This is a genomic window from Sinobaca sp. SA16-1 (assembly GCF_059510515.1).
Window position 1 is genome coordinate 740,283 of sequence record NZ_JCAKFL010000002.1, and the last position, 14,754, is coordinate 755,036.

16 protein-coding genes, 17 tRNA genes and 1 rRNA gene are annotated in these 14,754 nt (G+C 44.9%); 4 read left to right on the top strand and 30 right to left on the bottom strand.

The features are described from left to right. Window positions 1–45 precede the first annotated feature (45 nt). The 3 genes from AC5W2J_RS07820 to AC5W2J_RS07830 are packed head-to-tail and all read right to left on the bottom strand — an operon-like array spanning window position 46 to window position 2,630. Complete coding sequence (locus AC5W2J_RS07820) at window positions 46–1,014, bottom strand: Gfo/Idh/MocA family protein (RefSeq protein WP_496058912.1); 969 nt, start codon at window positions 1,012–1,014, stop codon at window positions 46–48. Further along, a complete protein-coding gene (locus tag AC5W2J_RS07825) occupies window positions 1,011–1,667 on the bottom strand; it encodes a hypothetical protein (RefSeq protein WP_496058913.1) in 657 nt (218 codons plus the stop codon). Before AC5W2J_RS07825 ends, AC5W2J_RS07820 begins: the two co-directional genes overlap by 4 nt. A 33-nt stretch (window positions 1,668–1,700) precedes the next feature. After that, window positions 1,701–2,630 carry a bile acid:sodium symporter family protein gene (locus AC5W2J_RS07830; protein ID WP_496058914.1) on the bottom strand — a complete coding sequence of 310 codons (930 nt, stop codon included), beginning with the start codon at window positions 2,628–2,630 and terminating at the stop codon, window positions 1,701–1,703. Window positions 2,631–2,780: 150 nt separating this feature from the next. Between AC5W2J_RS07830 and msrA the strand changes: the two genes are divergently transcribed. Continuing rightward, on the top strand, window positions 2,781–3,314 hold the full coding sequence (gene msrA, locus AC5W2J_RS07835; protein ID WP_496058915.1) for a peptide-methionine (S)-S-oxide reductase MsrA: 534 nt from the start codon (window positions 2,781–2,783) through the stop codon (window positions 3,312–3,314). A gap of 55 nt (window positions 3,315–3,369) precedes the next feature. Here msrA and AC5W2J_RS07840 read toward each other — a convergent pair whose 3' ends face one another. The 3 genes from AC5W2J_RS07840 to lepB all read right to left on the bottom strand — a co-directional run bounded on the left by AC5W2J_RS07840 (window position 3,370) and on the right by lepB (window position 5,180). Further along, a complete protein-coding gene (locus AC5W2J_RS07840) occupies window positions 3,370–3,879 on the bottom strand; it encodes a small multi-drug export protein (RefSeq protein ID WP_496058916.1) in 510 nt (169 codons plus the stop codon). A 2-nt stretch (window positions 3,880–3,881) separates the two neighbouring features. Then, window positions 3,882–4,472 carry a TetR/AcrR family transcriptional regulator gene (locus AC5W2J_RS07845; RefSeq protein ID WP_496058917.1) on the bottom strand — a complete coding sequence of 197 codons (591 nt, stop codon included), beginning with the start codon at window positions 4,470–4,472 and terminating at the stop codon, window positions 3,882–3,884. A gap of 153 nt (window positions 4,473–4,625) precedes the next feature. Beyond that, window positions 4,626–5,180, bottom strand: coding sequence for a signal peptidase I (lepB, locus tag AC5W2J_RS07850; RefSeq protein WP_496058918.1), 555 nt, complete (start codon window positions 5,178–5,180; stop codon window positions 4,626–4,628). Window positions 5,181–5,394: 214 nt separating this feature from the next. On the opposite strand from lepB, the gene AC5W2J_RS07855 reads away from it, so the two are divergent. Then, window positions 5,395–6,300 (top strand): protease complex subunit PrcB family protein, encoded by a 906-nt coding sequence (locus AC5W2J_RS07855; RefSeq protein WP_496058919.1) that lies wholly within the window; start codon window positions 5,395–5,397, stop codon window positions 6,298–6,300. An 89-nt stretch (window positions 6,301–6,389) separates the two neighbouring features. Continuing rightward, window positions 6,390–8,240: a transglycosylase domain-containing protein gene (locus tag AC5W2J_RS07860; RefSeq protein ID WP_496058920.1), complete on the top strand. Its 1,851-nt coding sequence runs from the start codon at window positions 6,390–6,392 to the stop codon at window positions 8,238–8,240. Between the two features lie 78 nt (window positions 8,241–8,318). Here the strand turns inward: AC5W2J_RS07860 and AC5W2J_RS07865 are convergent, their stop codons facing one another. The 5 genes from AC5W2J_RS07865 to queG form a co-directional block, all read right to left on the bottom strand. Then, on the bottom strand, window positions 8,319–8,879 hold the full coding sequence (locus tag AC5W2J_RS07865; protein WP_496058921.1) for a DUF5366 family protein: 561 nt from the start codon (window positions 8,877–8,879) through the stop codon (window positions 8,319–8,321). 54 nt (window positions 8,880–8,933) lie between these two features. Beyond that, complete coding sequence (locus AC5W2J_RS07870) at window positions 8,934–9,239, bottom strand: antibiotic biosynthesis monooxygenase family protein (RefSeq protein WP_252314490.1); 306 nt, start codon at window positions 9,237–9,239, stop codon at window positions 8,934–8,936. A gap of 288 nt (window positions 9,240–9,527) precedes the next feature. After that, window positions 9,528–10,001 carry a tRNA (uridine(34)/cytosine(34)/5-carboxymethylaminomethyluridine(34)-2'-O)-methyltransferase TrmL gene (gene trmL, locus AC5W2J_RS07875; RefSeq protein WP_496058922.1) on the bottom strand — a complete coding sequence of 158 codons (474 nt, stop codon included), beginning with the start codon at window positions 9,999–10,001 and terminating at the stop codon, window positions 9,528–9,530. Between the two features lie 23 nt (window positions 10,002–10,024). Beyond that, complete coding sequence (locus AC5W2J_RS07880; protein ID WP_496058923.1) at window positions 10,025–10,564, bottom strand: methylated-DNA--[protein]-cysteine S-methyltransferase; 540 nt, start codon at window positions 10,562–10,564, stop codon at window positions 10,025–10,027. A gap of 20 nt (window positions 10,565–10,584) precedes the next feature. Next, on the bottom strand, window positions 10,585–11,712 hold the full coding sequence (gene queG, locus AC5W2J_RS07885) for a tRNA epoxyqueuosine(34) reductase QueG (RefSeq protein WP_496058924.1): 1,128 nt from the start codon (window positions 11,710–11,712) through the stop codon (window positions 10,585–10,587). Window positions 11,713–11,784: 72 nt separating this feature from the next. Between queG and AC5W2J_RS07890 the strand changes: the two genes are divergently transcribed. Next, a complete protein-coding gene (locus tag AC5W2J_RS07890; protein WP_496058925.1) occupies window positions 11,785–12,492 on the top strand; it encodes a B3/B4 domain-containing protein in 708 nt (235 codons plus the stop codon). 40 nt (window positions 12,493–12,532) lie between these two features. On the opposite strand, the gene AC5W2J_RS07895 is transcribed toward AC5W2J_RS07890, so the two are convergent. The 19 genes from AC5W2J_RS07895 to rrf all read right to left on the bottom strand — a co-directional run bounded on the left by AC5W2J_RS07895 (window position 12,533) and on the right by rrf (window position 14,749). Further along, window positions 12,533–12,799 carry a hypothetical protein gene (locus AC5W2J_RS07895; RefSeq protein WP_496058926.1) on the bottom strand — a complete coding sequence of 89 codons (267 nt, stop codon included), beginning with the start codon at window positions 12,797–12,799 and terminating at the stop codon, window positions 12,533–12,535. 176 nt (window positions 12,800–12,975) lie between these two features. Then, window positions 12,976–13,060, bottom strand: a tRNA-Leu gene (locus AC5W2J_RS07900). Between the two features lie 21 nt (window positions 13,061–13,081). Further along, window positions 13,082–13,171, bottom strand: a tRNA-Leu gene (locus AC5W2J_RS07905). Window positions 13,172–13,196: 25 nt separating this feature from the next. Beyond that, a tRNA-Cys gene (locus AC5W2J_RS07910) sits at window positions 13,197–13,271 on the bottom strand. 44 nt (window positions 13,272–13,315) lie between these two features. Next, window positions 13,316–13,390: transfer RNA gene (locus AC5W2J_RS07915), tRNA-Gly, on the bottom strand. 5 nt (window positions 13,391–13,395) lie between these two features. After that, a tRNA-Gln gene (locus AC5W2J_RS07920) sits at window positions 13,396–13,470 on the bottom strand. A gap of 9 nt (window positions 13,471–13,479) precedes the next feature. Further along, window positions 13,480–13,555: transfer RNA gene (locus AC5W2J_RS07925), tRNA-His, on the bottom strand. Window positions 13,556–13,567: 12 nt separating this feature from the next. Next, window positions 13,568–13,642: transfer RNA gene (locus AC5W2J_RS07930), tRNA-Trp, on the bottom strand. An 18-nt stretch (window positions 13,643–13,660) separates the two neighbouring features. Further along, a tRNA-Tyr gene (locus AC5W2J_RS07935) sits at window positions 13,661–13,746 on the bottom strand. A 3-nt stretch (window positions 13,747–13,749) separates the two neighbouring features. Beyond that, a tRNA-Thr gene (locus tag AC5W2J_RS07940) sits at window positions 13,750–13,825 on the bottom strand. Window positions 13,826–13,835: 10 nt separating this feature from the next. Next, window positions 13,836–13,911 (bottom strand) — tRNA-Phe (locus AC5W2J_RS07945). Between the two features lie 73 nt (window positions 13,912–13,984). Then, window positions 13,985–14,061 (bottom strand) — tRNA-Asp (locus tag AC5W2J_RS07950). Between the two features lie 4 nt (window positions 14,062–14,065). Continuing rightward, a tRNA-Met gene (locus AC5W2J_RS07955) sits at window positions 14,066–14,142 on the bottom strand. Between the two features lie 13 nt (window positions 14,143–14,155). Further along, window positions 14,156–14,231, bottom strand: a tRNA-Val gene (locus tag AC5W2J_RS07960). A 5-nt stretch (window positions 14,232–14,236) separates the two neighbouring features. Then, a tRNA-Glu gene (locus AC5W2J_RS07965) sits at window positions 14,237–14,311 on the bottom strand. Between the two features lie 17 nt (window positions 14,312–14,328). Then, window positions 14,329–14,421: transfer RNA gene (locus tag AC5W2J_RS07970), tRNA-Ser, on the bottom strand. Window positions 14,422–14,452: 31 nt separating this feature from the next. After that, window positions 14,453–14,545, bottom strand: a tRNA-Ser gene (locus AC5W2J_RS07975). 2 nt (window positions 14,546–14,547) lie between these two features. Continuing rightward, window positions 14,548–14,622: transfer RNA gene (locus tag AC5W2J_RS07980), tRNA-Asn, on the bottom strand. 10 nt (window positions 14,623–14,632) lie between these two features. Then, window positions 14,633–14,749: ribosomal RNA gene (rrf, locus tag AC5W2J_RS07985) — 5S ribosomal RNA — on the bottom strand. Window positions 14,750–14,754 lie beyond the last annotated feature (5 nt).

The window sequence follows — 14,754 nt, forward strand, 5'->3', positions numbered from 1 at the left end:
TTAATGAGACAAAAAAAGATGAGCCGCCGGGGCTCATCTTTTTTGTTATTCCTCGGGGAAACGCAGTCCCCACTGTTCCCGGACTTCGTCCATAATCTTCATCACATCGGACGTCAACTCGAGCGTACCGTCATTTCTGCGATTGATCACCATCTGGTTCATCGCCTCCACTTCGTACTGGAGAGCCTTGGCGGTTTCCCCTGCTTCCATTGTCTCCGTCGTTCCGTCATTATAGACAATATCTGCACGTACCGCACGGGGGAAGTTATCCATTTCAATATACCCTTTTGAGCCGGCAATCAGCCCTTTTTTAGGCATGATCCCACGAAGGGCTAACGATACGACCGCTACTTCCTGCTGCCCGTTTTTCAGTACAATACCTGATTGTTCATCCACGCCTGTAGACGCTGTCGTACCAAGCGTGGTAATATCATTCGGAAACTCGGTTAAATAGTACCGGGCAAACGTCAAAGCATAGGTGCCAATATCAAGCAGCGCGCCTCCAGCCAGATCTTTGTTGAAAAAACGATCGGTTTCATCAAAGTCTTTAAACATCCCAAGCGTCACATTAATCATATTGACTTTACCAATTCCGCCTTCTTCGATAAATGCTTTTATTTTCTTATGAAGGGGGTTGTGATAAATCGTCATGGCTTCCGCTAAAATAAGATCTCTTGTTTCCGCTTCTTTTTTTAAAATCTGGAGCTGTTTATCATTTACTGTGATTGCTTTTTCGCAGAAAACGTGATGGTTTTTCTCCAGGCTTTTCATTACCCATTCAAAATGATGAGAATGCGGGGTTGCTATATATACTACATCTATATCGTTGTCTTCCAAAAGCTCTTCGTAACTTCCATACGCCTGATCTATTCCGTAGGTATCCGCAAAGGCCTGCGCCCTCTCCATACTTCTTGATGCTACTGCATGTACATTTCCGTTAACTGCTTTAATCGCTTTGGAAAAATTAATGGATATCGTACCTGGTCCTAAAATGCCCCATTTCAACGTTGTCATCTTTTTCTCCTATCTCTTTTATAAGAATACCTGCTTTTTTTCCAGCTCGGCCGGTACAGCAGATACAGCGCCGTTCCAAGTAGGGGGATACTGAATAGCCCCCATTGTTTAGATGTAAGCTGCACATTTCGTTTTTCTGCATCTTTTTTTATCATGTATACTGCCAGCAGCGCGAATAACACAAAATCAATGACCATTGTGTGTACTAAATGATAAGACCAGAAGGCCTCCCACAGTCCACCCGGCTGAAAGCTGCCGGCGGCATAAATAATCAGCGCTGCTGCGAGAAGCACCAGCAGGCCTGCAAATACTTTCGATCCAGTAACTCTTCCGACCGCACCCGGCTTTAGCAGACGCGGAGCTTCTTTTCGAAGAGCGATATAAGGCATGAGCGCAAAAGCGCCGGCTCCAAAAGAAAGCATGACAAACGGCCACGCTTTGATCCGTCCGCCGCCGGGATCGGTAAACAAAAAAGCAGTGAACAGAAGCGGCCATACTCCCAGTGAATTAAATAACGCAATAACCAGCGGATTCATGCTGGTTTGTTCAAATGTAAAAAGAGCCTGCATCTGCTCCATCGTATACTGCTCTTCTGCCGGTGCGAAAAAAATTAAGTACACCACAGATAAAGCCCATAGTAGGAGTATTCCCAATTTAGCGAGCAAGTATGCTTCTCTCCTCTCTTTTTATGCGCGTTTTTTTCTTCCCCACCACGAGACAAGCAGCGGTCCTGAAATATTATGCCAAACGGAAAATATGGCGGCTGGAAGCGCAGCCAGCGGTGTGAAATGTACCGTTGCCAGCTGGCTGGCCAAAGCGGAGTTCTGCATCCCTACTTCAAGCGATACAGCGCGCCGCTGGGCCTGGTTAAGTCCCATAAACATGGCGGCCGTATAGCCCAGCAGCAGACCGAAGCCATTATGAAGAATGACAGCTGCGATAACGAGCGCTCCTGTCTCTATAACATTTTCTCTATTTGCTGCCAATACTCCTGCTACTATAGCTACAATAGCAGCCATTGACACAATTGGAAGGACACGCGTGCCCTTCTCAACTACAGCCGGCAGCAGTTTTCTTGCTGCAATGCCAAGTGTAATTGGAATTAATATAACCTGGACAATCGAAAGAAGCATAGCGCCCGCATCCACAGGCAGCCATGTGTTTGCAAACAGTAAAAGCAGCAGCGGTGTCATGATAACGGCCAATATAGTGGAGACCGATGTCATGGCAACCGAAAGTGCTACATCCCCTTTTGCTAAGTACACCATGACGTTGGAAGCCGTTCCTCCCGGTGAAGCACCAACGAGCACAAGGCCGGCTGCAATCTCCGGCGGCAGCTGCATGGCCAGAGCAATTAAAAAGGCAATGGTCGGCATGATCACAAATTGAGCGATTACGCCCACAATAACCGGAAACGGCTTTTTAGCAATAATACCGAAATCTGCTCCTTTTAGAGTCATTCCCATTCCAAACATAATAATGCCGAGCAGCAGCGTAATGTACGCTGTAATCCCTACAAACACATCCGGCAGAACAAAAGCTGCTCCTGCAGCTGCCAGCACAAACACAGCAAAATATTTGTTTACAAATAAAGTAACCTTATCCATTTCCTTCATCCTCCTGTACTATGTATCAAATGGTAGCAATATTTTGTCATTTTACTCCTCTCCGGCTCTTCCTTCAACCCTTTAGCGCAGGTAAGAGCATTCCACTGTAAAAATATCTTTCGATTGTGCTACAATTTGGCTGAAAAGGAGACGATATGGATGACCAAGACTGTAGATTATGAAAAAGCGACATTTGCTGGAGGATGCTTTTGGTGCATGGTTCAGCCCTTTGATGAACTTGAAGGCATCATCAGTGTCACTTCCGGCTATACAGGCGGACATGTGGACAACCCGTCTTATGAAGAAGTAAAAACAGGAGAAAGCGGTCATTACGAAGCGGTGCAGATCGAATTCAATCCCTCTTTGTTTTCGTATGAAAAGCTGCTCCGGTTATACTGGCCGCAAATTGACCCTACCGACGATGGCGGACAGTTTCAGGACCGCGGTTCCCAATACCGTACTGCTGTTTTTTATCATAATACAGATCAGGAAGCCTCTGCCCGGCAGTCTAAACAAGACATGGAGCAGAGCGGAAAGTTTTCCAGCCCCGTCGTTACGGAAATTAAACCCGCTGCTGTTTTTTATCCAGCAGAAGATTATCACCAGAACTTTTATAAAACCCATGAAAAAGAGTATAAAGAAGATAGAAAACAGTCAGGGCGGGACGAATTTATTCAATCCCACTGGCAGTAATCTCCAGGAACTCCTAAAAAAAGCTGCACTGCCCCTTTAGGCAGTACAGCTTTTTTTATCCAAACCAGCTCATAAGCCAATCTATCCCTGTTACAGAAGCGATTGTCATGGCAATAGTCCATATGGCGAGGCTGGCGTTCATCCACAGTACAATTTGTTTCCGGCCTCCCTGGAAGCCCATCGCCAGGGCCGTGGCTAAATGTATTCCCGTAATTCCCGGTCCGGCCAATGCAATGCCGGGAATTCCGTATTTATCGAAAATACGTTTCATTCTCTTCTGGCGTTTTTCTTTTTTTGCCAGTTTTTTTGGGTCGGCATTTTCCCATTTCGTGTCAGTTTTATCTTTCCGTTTTTGAATAAACCGCTGATACCACTGTCTTTTTCTCATCCAGTCCATACCGTAAATAATAAGCAGCACCGGCAGAGCGTTTCCTAAAAACGACACAATCGCTACCGGAACAGGATGAAGCCCCGCTCCAATGCCTATCGGAATAACTACAATCAGTTCAAGCCACGGGGTTGCAGCCATTACAAATATTCCTAAATACCATCCAATCCATTCCATTACTATCCCACCTGACCGTTGTAACGGATTCCATTCCAGAAAACAAACCATGCCGCTTCTGTTTTCTTTTCTACTGTTTCCGCATCATATATATACATTTCTGTTGCAATTCCGTCCAAAATAACATAAAACGCCTGCAGGTACGTGGTTGTATCTCCCTGCTGGATTTCCTGCTGCGCCATTCCCTCTTTTAAAAGCGTAATAAGCAGGCTGTCGGTTTCTCCTTCGTAAGCTGAAAATTTGTTCAATATGGTTGGCTGCAGATGTCGCGGCGGAAATGTTAACACTCTCATATACAGCATTCCTTTATCTTTAGAACTTAAAAATCGTGCTGTTGATGTTAACACTTCTTTCAGCCGGTATTCGACATTGCTTTTGCTTTTCAACGATATTGAATCTTTTACATAGTCTACGTACGAACGAAATACTTCATCCACGATATCAAGAAATAACGATTCCTTGCTTTCGATGTGATTATATAAGGAAGGTTTTTTCATCCCAAGCTGTTCAGCCAGGTCTGATAAACTCATTCCATCGTAGCCATTATCAGCAAACAGTACTAACGCTTCCTGTTTTACCTTGTCTTTCCTCATTACCCAACACGCCTTTCAAAACTAACGAACGGTAGTTATTGTACCTTCTCCATTAACAGCGCGTCAATTACTTCTTACTGAAGAAAACGCTCTCTTAAAATAGTCGGAATAATAAAAAAAGCACCCTCTTTATTTAAGAAGGTACATTTGTTCTTATCCTATTAACGTGAACTCTTCAATCGGCCAATAGCGTAAATTTGCTTTTCCTACAATTTCCTCTGATTCAATAAATCCAAGCTGACGGCTGTCCATACTATTTAAACGGTTGTCCCCCATTACAAATACAGACCCTTCCGGCACCGTACTCTGTCCTGTGAGCTCTTCTAAAGTGAAATCCTGTGTAAATAACCCCGCTTCGGAAGCTTGTTCTTTGTAAGGCTCAAGGTAAGCTTCATCCTGGGCTTCACCGTTTACGTACAAAACATCATCTTCGAATGCAATGTGATCTCCAGGTACACCAATTACCCTTTTAATATAATCGCTCTGTTCATCTGCGTGAAAGACAATCATATCCGAACGGTCCGGCTCTCCAAACTCATATCCAATTTTATTAATAATCAGACGTTCTCCATTTTCTATTGTAGGCATCATGGACTCTCCATGCACCATGTAATTGGCAAATAAGAACTGTCTTACGATAAGTACGACTAGTATAACGATAATAAATGTTTTGACCCAATCCCATATCTCACGGGCGATATTATTCATTTCTTTTCCTCCGTTTCATATCTATTATAATGTATCATTATTGATTTACAAGAACAATCATTGTCTTCCCGTAAATAGAAGTTGCTAGTTGACGGTCATATAGGATAAAATCAATACTATAACTTAAAATGAAAAATTATGTAACAAATGTGTAACAATTACTAAAGGAATTTTTTTAAAATTTAATTGACACGTAACAATAAGGGGATATTTTATGAAGGTACTATGGGTTCTTTTTTCCATAGTTCTCGCGTTCTCTATTTTTCCAGGTCATGCATCTATGTTTACCCTGGACTCCATGGCTGATGAAGTAAATACCTCCCCGCCGGGATTATCTTATTCTCTAAATGATGAGGAACTTACTATGGCATGGGGGGAAAAAAACTCAACAGGCTATAGATTAAATATTGAACAAACGAATATAAGCGAGAACACACTGCAGATTTATTATTCTCTGCGCTATCCGGATCCAGAGGAATTTAACATTGAGCACTCTGTTTATCCAACGGATACAGCTTCTCTCGACAGCCATGCGGATGAAATTGAAAATGTAGAAATGTATGAAGTAAAAAACAGCAGCACATTCAAAGATGTAAACACACCGGTAAAAATAGCCAGAGACGAGATCTGGACACTCACTTTAAATCAGGCGGTCAACCCTGACTCTCTCACAGAGGAAAACATTTATATTACCGATGAAAACGACGAAAAATTAAATTCCGTTCTTGTTCTTACGACTGATCAGGAAGTTAAGATTATCCCTCCTGCTGAGGAAATGGAACGGGGCGGCATTTACACCCTCTATGTAGAACAAGCACTGGAATCTTCTGCTGCCAATTCCCTTTTGGGTGGATACAAACAGTCCTTTTATATCGACAGCGGCGAATCTGTCTCATGGAGAAGAGATGCTCCGGTCACTATGCAGCCTGTTATTGCCAATCAGGTGCTGGATCTTTCTTTCCAGGGGGCCGGAGCCGAAGAAGCATCTGAAACGGAAGAAGAAATTAACGTTTTCCCTATTGAAATCGACGAAAATAATCAACCTTTTATGATTCGGCGGATTGAAGAAAGCACTTCCCTTTACCCCTCTCCTGCTCTTGATTTACCAGCTTCCAGTTAAACTCTCCAAAAATGGAGGGTTTTTCTTTTTATTTTCGGATTTCTGCCGATATAAAGAAAAAGAACGCTGGAAAGAAAGTAGGAACTCCTTTGAATAACAAAGCCGGGACGCTTTTTATTGTTATGCTTCTCACCATTACTGTTTTTCTGACAGCTGCTATTGCTGCAGAAAGTATCGACTATACCTCCCCTGCTCAAACCCTGGATCACCTCATAGATAGAGATACCTTTCAAATACCATCAAACAGTTTTGTGTATACGTCCAAAAATGACATTCTGGCTGAATGGCATAACGAACAGAACCGCTTGTATAAAAAACAGACCAAAACACCCGAGATAGTGAAACAGGCTTTTCTTTCTACGGAAGACCAGCAGTTTTTTGAGCACAACGGTCTGGATGCTTCTGCCGTGCTGCGCGCGGTGCTGGCTAATGCCAATGCCGGTTCTATTGAAGAAGGAGCGAGCACGATAACCCAGCAGCTGGCAAGGAACCTGTTTCTACATCACGGCCAGACGTATGAACGTAAAATTGCGGAAGTTCTTTATGCTGTAGAATTGGAAAACGAATTTTCGAAAGCGGAAATACTGGAAATGTATATTAATACTATTTACTTTAACCGTGGTATATACGGATTTGAAACTGCCAGCCAATCCTATTTTTCTAAATCAAGCAGTGAACTCAGCCTGGGGGAAACAGCTTTTTTAGCAGCGATTCCCGCTAATCCCACCTACTACGATCCTATTAACAATAAAGAAAATACGATAGAACGCCAGGGATGGATCCTGCAGAAACTGCTCGATATGGGAAACATCTCAGAAGAAGAATACCAACAGGCACTGGATGCCCCTATTACCGTTACAGAGCCCAAAACGAGGGCTTCCGTATCACCGGACTACGAAGAACTCGTAAAAAGTGAATTCCGTGAACTTGTGGCCGAGAAGGAAGGGTACTCGAAAAAAGCAGAAGCGGCAGCGGAAGAGGAAAAAGAGGCCGTGTCCGAAGAGCTCGATCAACGCATCGAAGAATTAATTGACAGCGGGATTCATATTTATACTCATTTCGACAGCGATTTTCAAGCCGCCCAGGACAAAGCGGCCGCTTCTGTTCTTCGAGGTACTGCCACAGAAGGCGCTTCTGTGACGATTGACCATGTAAATCATAAAATTATTGCGGCCGTCGGCGGCAGCGATTATCAAAGCGGTGAATTTCACCGGGCTTTTCAAGCTTACAGGCAGCCCGGGTCCACCATTAAACCGCTCCTCGTCTATGCGCCTTATATCGACACGTTTGAAGCTTCCTCCTCATCGAAGGTGGCAACGAATGACATTTGTATTAAAGAATACTGTGTATCACAAGCAGGCTCCACTCAGCCGGCCTCCTTAAAGCAGGCGCTCGCGGCTTCCTACAATACATCCGCCGTCCGGCTTTTTGAGGAGACCGGAATAAATGAATCTTTTTCTTATCTGGATGCGTTTTCGTTTGATAACGTGACCGCTGCCGATCAAACTCCAGCTTCCTCTTTAGGTGGATTCAGCCGGGGGATCAGTCCATTGGAACTTGCCAACGCCTATACTACTTTCTCAAGCAAAGGAGCCTACACTCCGGCACGGACGATATCAAGCGTGCAGGATGAAGAAGGACGGATATTGTATGAATGGAAGGATAAAACAGAGCAGGTCTGGTCGGAACAAACAAATCAGGAAATGCGGGTGCTCTTGAAGGAAGTGATGGTATCCGGAACAGGAACAGCGGCAGGGATAAATGCGGATAGTTTTGGTGGGAAAACGGGAACAACAAACGATGAAAAAGACTTGTGGTTTGCCGGGTACAATGAACGCTATACTACTGCGGTCTGGATTGGAGAAGACCAGCCGGCTTCTCTTTCTGCGATAGAAGGAGAAAAGCCGGCCCTCCTATGGTGGAAACAAGTTATGGAATAACTATAAATATCATTTCAGGTGGGCCGCGATACGCGCCCACCTGTCTTTTTGCACCCATTCCAGCCTTGTAAAAATAATTCACAAAACAGGCAGGCTTTCTATAAAACTGTTATACAGACGCAGGCCGGCATAGCCTATAGACAGGAACAGCACGGTCCAGAAGCTACCGTGGAGAAACAGCACCCCAATCAATCCCGGCGCTGAAATAAAATGCCTGGTCCGAAAAAGAAAATAAGTAAAATAGATAATCGCAGCTGTAATAAAAAGACCACCAAGCGCCGCAGCAGAAGAAACCAGAAGAAGTGATACCAGGCCGGCCCCAAGATAAATCCAACTTCCTCCCCTGATTTTCTGCAGTGCTTCCCCTTCCTGATCTTTTGAAAAAAACAGCAGGGATAGCTCGAGTATTGTTCCCGCTACGAGCTTAAATGCTGCAAACAGCATAAAATAGAAAAGCATGCAAAACAGCAGAATACTTATCTTAATGCCTGCTTCCGACATAACTTCCATCATGCCCTGATACAATCCAATATCCTGCAGAAAACTGCTTACCCGTTGTTCCGTATAAACCGCAAACGATAAGCTGAAAAGAAGAATGGCGAACAATGGAAAATGACTTGTTAAATATGTATTTTTCATCAGATGGCAACCTTTTCTTTTAAAAAGCCCGCAGCAGCGCTGCAGGCTTTACTATTATAAATGATGAACGACTTCAAACTCTTTTAATTCGTTTCCAGAAGCCGGGCTCTTCTCTTTGGATTCCCGCTTTTCTTTATGGGCGTTCTTAAACTGATCGCTGTGAAGCCAGTTCTGGTATGCTTCTTTGGATTCCCACTTCGTAAATACAACAAGAGGAGCTTCCTCTTTTTCCTGTTCCAAAAACATGAAATCCAGGCAGCCTTCCACCTCTTTCATATTTTCAGCGCTTTTTCCAAATCGTTCTTTCATCTGGCCGCGCGCAGGTGCCGGCACATTTAATTCGTTCATCACTACATACATGTTTTGACGCCTCCTGTTTTTTTCGAATGATTCTGTATTTATTATAACAACATAAAGAGCGGTAATCCAGATACCATTTCACACACCGGGGTCCGTAGGTTATACTAATAGCATAGACTGATACATAGAAAGGACGATGAAGATGAAACTATTACTGCTGCTTGGCATCTGTGTCATGTTCCTGGCTTCTATTTTCACTGCCGGAGTGGATGAGAAGGCTCACAAAAAGTAAAAATTGACAGCGTTATCAACGTAAAACGACAGACCCTTTTTCAAGGGCCTGTCGTTTTACGTTAACTGCTGAAAATTCTGCTGACGCAGCACTTCATAAATAATAATTGCAGCCGTGTTGGATAAATTAAGCGAACGGATTAAATCGTTCTGTGGTATTTTCAGGCATGTATCCGCATAGCGGTCGATAAGCTCCTGAGGGATACCTTTTGTTTCTTTTCCAAATACAAAGAAAAGATCTTCTTCTGTCCTGCTGTAATCAATAGATGAATAAGTTCTGCTTCCCACGGTTTCGATAAAGTAAAATATTCCCTGCGGAAACGTGTCCGTTAATTCATCAAACGAATCATAATAATGTATTTTAACGTCCGGCCAGTAATCGCAGCCGGCTCTTTTCAGCATTTTGTCCTCTGTTGAAAATCCAAGAGGTCGAATCAGATGGAGATGCGTGCCGGTGCCTGCACAGGTTCTTGCTATATTACCTGTATTGGCTGGAATCTCCGGCTGATAAAGTACGATATGGTTGCTCATTTCATGTTTCCTTTCTGTGATGCCTATCTGATTTCCAACTGTTGTTCCATCCGTTCTTTTTCCATTTCCAGCAGATAGATTTTTTTGTCCATTCCCCCACCGTATCCGACAAGCGCCCCATTGCTTCCTATAATGCGGTGACACGGGATCATGATAGGGATAGGGTTTTTGTTATTGGCGTTGCCTACTGCTCTTACAGCTTTCTCTGAGCCGGCAGCGGCAGCTATCTCTTTATACGATGCCGTTTTTCCGTAAGGCACATCGATTAGGGCTTGCCATACAGCTTTCTGAAACGGTGTTCCTTCTAAATCATACGTAATAGTAAAGTCCGTGCGTTCCCCATTAAAGTATTCTTTGAGCTGGTGGACTGCTTCCTTGAATGCTGGAGCGCTTTCTTCCAATTCAAAATTAACGCCTCGGGATTTTGCCGCCCATACATGAAATAATGACACTGATTCTTCAGCAGCCGCGAACTTTACAGCCATCAACCCTTTATGGGAGGCAAACAACGTCAGCGGACCGATAGGACTGGCCACCTCTGTATAATACAGCATATCTTTCATTCAAGCATCCCCTTTCTGTTTCACTGCAGGCCAAGTGCGGTTTCCAGTTCTGCCAGCACTTCCGCTTCCTGTTCAAGCATATAGGCTTCTTCCAACCCTACTACAGCCTCAGGTGTTGCAATCTGCCCAAGTGTCCATGCACAGGACGAACGGATGACCGGCCTCGGATCACTTTTTATTAATTCAACAAGCTCCGGCACGGCGGATTCTTCTTTAAAGTTCCCCAAAGCAATGACCGCGTTACGCTGAATTGGTTTTTTTCCTCTCCATGAACCGGCAATAGAACCAAAGCGTTCTTTAAACTCTTTGTTGCTCATATGAAGAAGCGAATTCAAGTTCGGCTTGACCGTTTCCGGATCCGGCTCAAATTCTTTCTGGTGATGAAAGTCGACCCCTTTGTTTTTCGGACATACCTGCTGACAGGTGTCACAGCCGTATATCCGGTTGCCTATCTTTTTCCGGTACCTTTCCGGAAGCATATCTTTTGTCTGCGTCAAAAAGGCGATGCACTTATTAGCATCAAGCTGTCCCCCCTGAATCAAGGCATCCGTCGGACAGGCATCGACACATATATTGCAGGAGCCACATTGATCCGTTAATGGAATATCCGGCTCAATCGCAAGCGTTGTCAGCATTTCCCCCAGGTACACATAAGAGCCAAATTCCGGTGTGATAACGGCACAGTTTTTAGCGCTCCAGCCAATACCTGCTCTTTCGGCTACTGCTCTGTCTGAGAGCTCTCCTGTGTCCACCATGGAGCGGCACTGCGCCTGCGGATCCAATTCCTTCACGTACTGCTCCAGCCTCCTGAGGCGCTCTCGTAATACATGATGGTAGTCTTCTCCCCAGGAGGCACGGCAGAATACGCCGCGCCTGTCCCCTTTTTTGCTTTTCGGGGCATTTTTTAACTTAGAAGGATAGGCGAGCGCTATGGAAATGATCGTCCGTCCTTCCTCCATAAGCAAAGAGGGATGGGTTCTTTTTTCTATATCTTTCTCTTCAAAACCAGACTGGTACTGAAGGGCCTGCTGTGTGAGCAGCCTGTTTTTTAAGGTTAGAAAGGGATCGGCGGAAGCAAATCCAATTTTATCAATGCCGATCTCTTTTGCGTAGGATGTTATTTTTTCTTTCAGTGTTTCTTCAGGCAATCGCCGTCTCCCCTTTTTCTTCATTCCATACTATAGTAAACTCATTTTATTAAGACACAAAGGAGTTTTTCAATGCTAACACACGTCCTGCTCGATAAATCTCTACGGAATGCAGTTCCCGGACTGAAAATTGGAGCTATCTACTATAAGGATATCATAGTTGGCGAGTCTCCTAAAATGATTAAAGGCCGGCTGCAGTTCTACCAGGAAACACTTCATACCGAACTGCAGGATCTTCCTCTTATAGAAAAGAAAGGCATCGCAGAGTGGCGCAGCATTTTTAAAGCAGCAGGTACAGATCCATCCAGGTACCGGCCTTCCCACGAGTCTCTCGCCCGATCTGTAAAGAAAAACGGAAACCTTTCTTTTGTCCATTCCGCCGTTGACTTAAACAACTTTTTCTCTATTCAATACATGCTTCCTGCAGGTATTTATGATGCTTCTGCATTAAAAGGAACGGTTACGGTGAAAATCGGAGAGGAATCCGACACATACGAAGGACTGAATGGAAGAAGCAATACATTCAAAGACAAAATTGTCTCTTGCGACGAGGAAGGAGCATTTGGAAGCCCTATTGTTGACTCCCATCGGACGAAAACAACGGAAGAAAGCACAGAGATCCTTCAGCTCTTTTACCTTCCTCCTTCTCTTCCAAAAGAAGAGGCGGAAAAACTTCTTGCAGCTTCCTCCAAAATGTTTCATCAAATCCACAGCGGAAACGCGGATGTGGTTATTTTAGATGCCGAACAGCCTGCTTTTTCTTTCCAGAAAGCGCCATAAATAATAAAAACACAACCAGTGATGGTTGTGTTTTTATTATTTAATACCGATGATGGATGTACAAGTTTATTTCGTCGGGAATAGTAAACCAACTTCTCATGTTTTCTTCAATGTACACTCGATGATTCGCGGGAAGGCGTTCTAAAATAATAGTTTTAAAGTCTTCTTTATCGTTTTGTTCGAAAAAAAACGTGATAAATACTGTCGAGTGAATAGTATGCGTTAATGTATAGTTAATGTGTAAATCCTCACGCGGGTCTATTGTTTTTATAGAAGTCTTCGATTTGATCGGCTTCATAGGTTTCATATGCATTCCCCCTTTTTATGTAAAAGGAAATTAAATAGAAAATTCTTACTATTATGAATATATATGATTTCTTTTAGTATATCATGGAATCAGTTAATATTTTGCATTATTTCCATCTAAAAAGTATAAAAAAACAGCTCCCGGCAGTGGGAGCTGTTTACCTATTATTAAATGAATGGTAGCGGTGGCCGGGATCGAACCGGCACTCTGTTAAGAACACGATTTTGAGTCGTGCGCGTCTGCCAATTCCGCCACACCGCCATATCAGTAAATTGATGAAGTTGGTGCCGAGGGCCGGACTCGAACCGGCACGGAGGTACACCCTCCGCAGGATTTTAAGTCCTGTGTGTCTGCCAATTCCACCACCCCGGCAGGTTGTAAAGATAAAAATGATGTATGGAGGCGACACCCGGATTTGAACCGGGGAATAGGGGTTTTGCAGACCCCTGCCTTACCACTTGGCTATGCCGCCATTTATAAAATGCGGTCTTTTATATGTTGGACTCGCGTTAGAAATGGAGCGGAAAACGGGATTCGAACCCGCGACCCCCACCTTGGCAAGGTGGTGCTCTACCACTGAGCTATTTCCGCATAAATGGCTGGGCTAGCTGGATTCGAACCAGCGCATCACGGAGTCAAAGTCCGATGCCTTACCGCTTGGCCATAGCCCAATACAAAAATGGGGCGGCTGATGGGAATCGAACCCACGAATGCCGGAACCACAATCCGGTGCGTTAACCACTTCGCCACAACCGCCATAATTAATATTGGCAGGGGTAGTAGGAATCGAACCCACATCTGCGGTTTTGGAGACCGCCGTTCTAGCCGTTAAACTATACCCCTATATATATGAATAAAAAATGGTGGAGGGGGACGGACTCGAACCGCCGAACCCAGAGGGAGCAGATTTACAGTCTGCCGCGTTTGGCCAACTTCGCTACCCCTCCACATGGTGCCGGCCAAAGGACTTGAACCCTCAACCTACTGATTACAAGTCAGTTGCTCTACCAATTGAGCTAGACCGGCATAAAAAAAGTGGTGGCTCGAGACGGAATCGAACCGCCGACACGTGGATTTTCAGTCCACTGCTCTACCGACTGAGCTATCGAGCCATGCATATATTTTCTCTACGAACAGTTTATACTGCATCACTAGAAAAATACAACTACTTCTTTAAAAATAAAATGGCGGTCCGGACGGGACTCGAACCCGCGACCTCCTGCGTGACAGGCAGGCATTCTAACCAACTGAACTACCGGACCATTTTGGTTGCGGGGGGAGGATTTGAACCTCCGACCTCCGGGTTATGAGCCCGACGAGCTACCAGACTGCTCTACCCCGCGATGTTGTAAATAATGGTGGAGGATGACAGGATCGAACTGCCGACCCCCTGCTTGTAAGGCAGGTGCTCTCCCAGCTGAGCTAATCCTCCATTATTGGTGACCCGTACGGGATTCGAACCCGTGATACCGCCGTGAAAGGGCGGTGTCTTAACCACTTGACCAACGGGCCTAAAAGCTATTATGTAATGGCGGAGAGCGAGGGATTCGAACCCTCGAGACGGGTTAACACCGCCTACACGATTTCCAATCGTGCTCCTTCGGCCACTCGGACAGCTCTCCATTGGCTCCACAGNTAAAAGCTATTATGTAATGGCGGAGAGCGAGGGATTCGAACCCTCGAGACGGGTTAACACCGCCTACACGATTTCCAATCGTGCTCCTTCGGCCACTCGGACAGCTCTCCATTGGCTCCACAGGCAGGATTCGAACCTGCGACCGATCGGTTAACAGCCGATAGCTCTACCACTGAGCTACTGTGGAATATTATAAAGCCCGGCAACGTCCTACTTTCACAGGGGGTCGCCCCCCAATTATCATCAGCGCACAAGAGCTTAACTTCCGTGTTCGGCATGGGAACGGGTGGGACCTCTTGGCTATCGTCACCGGACGGGT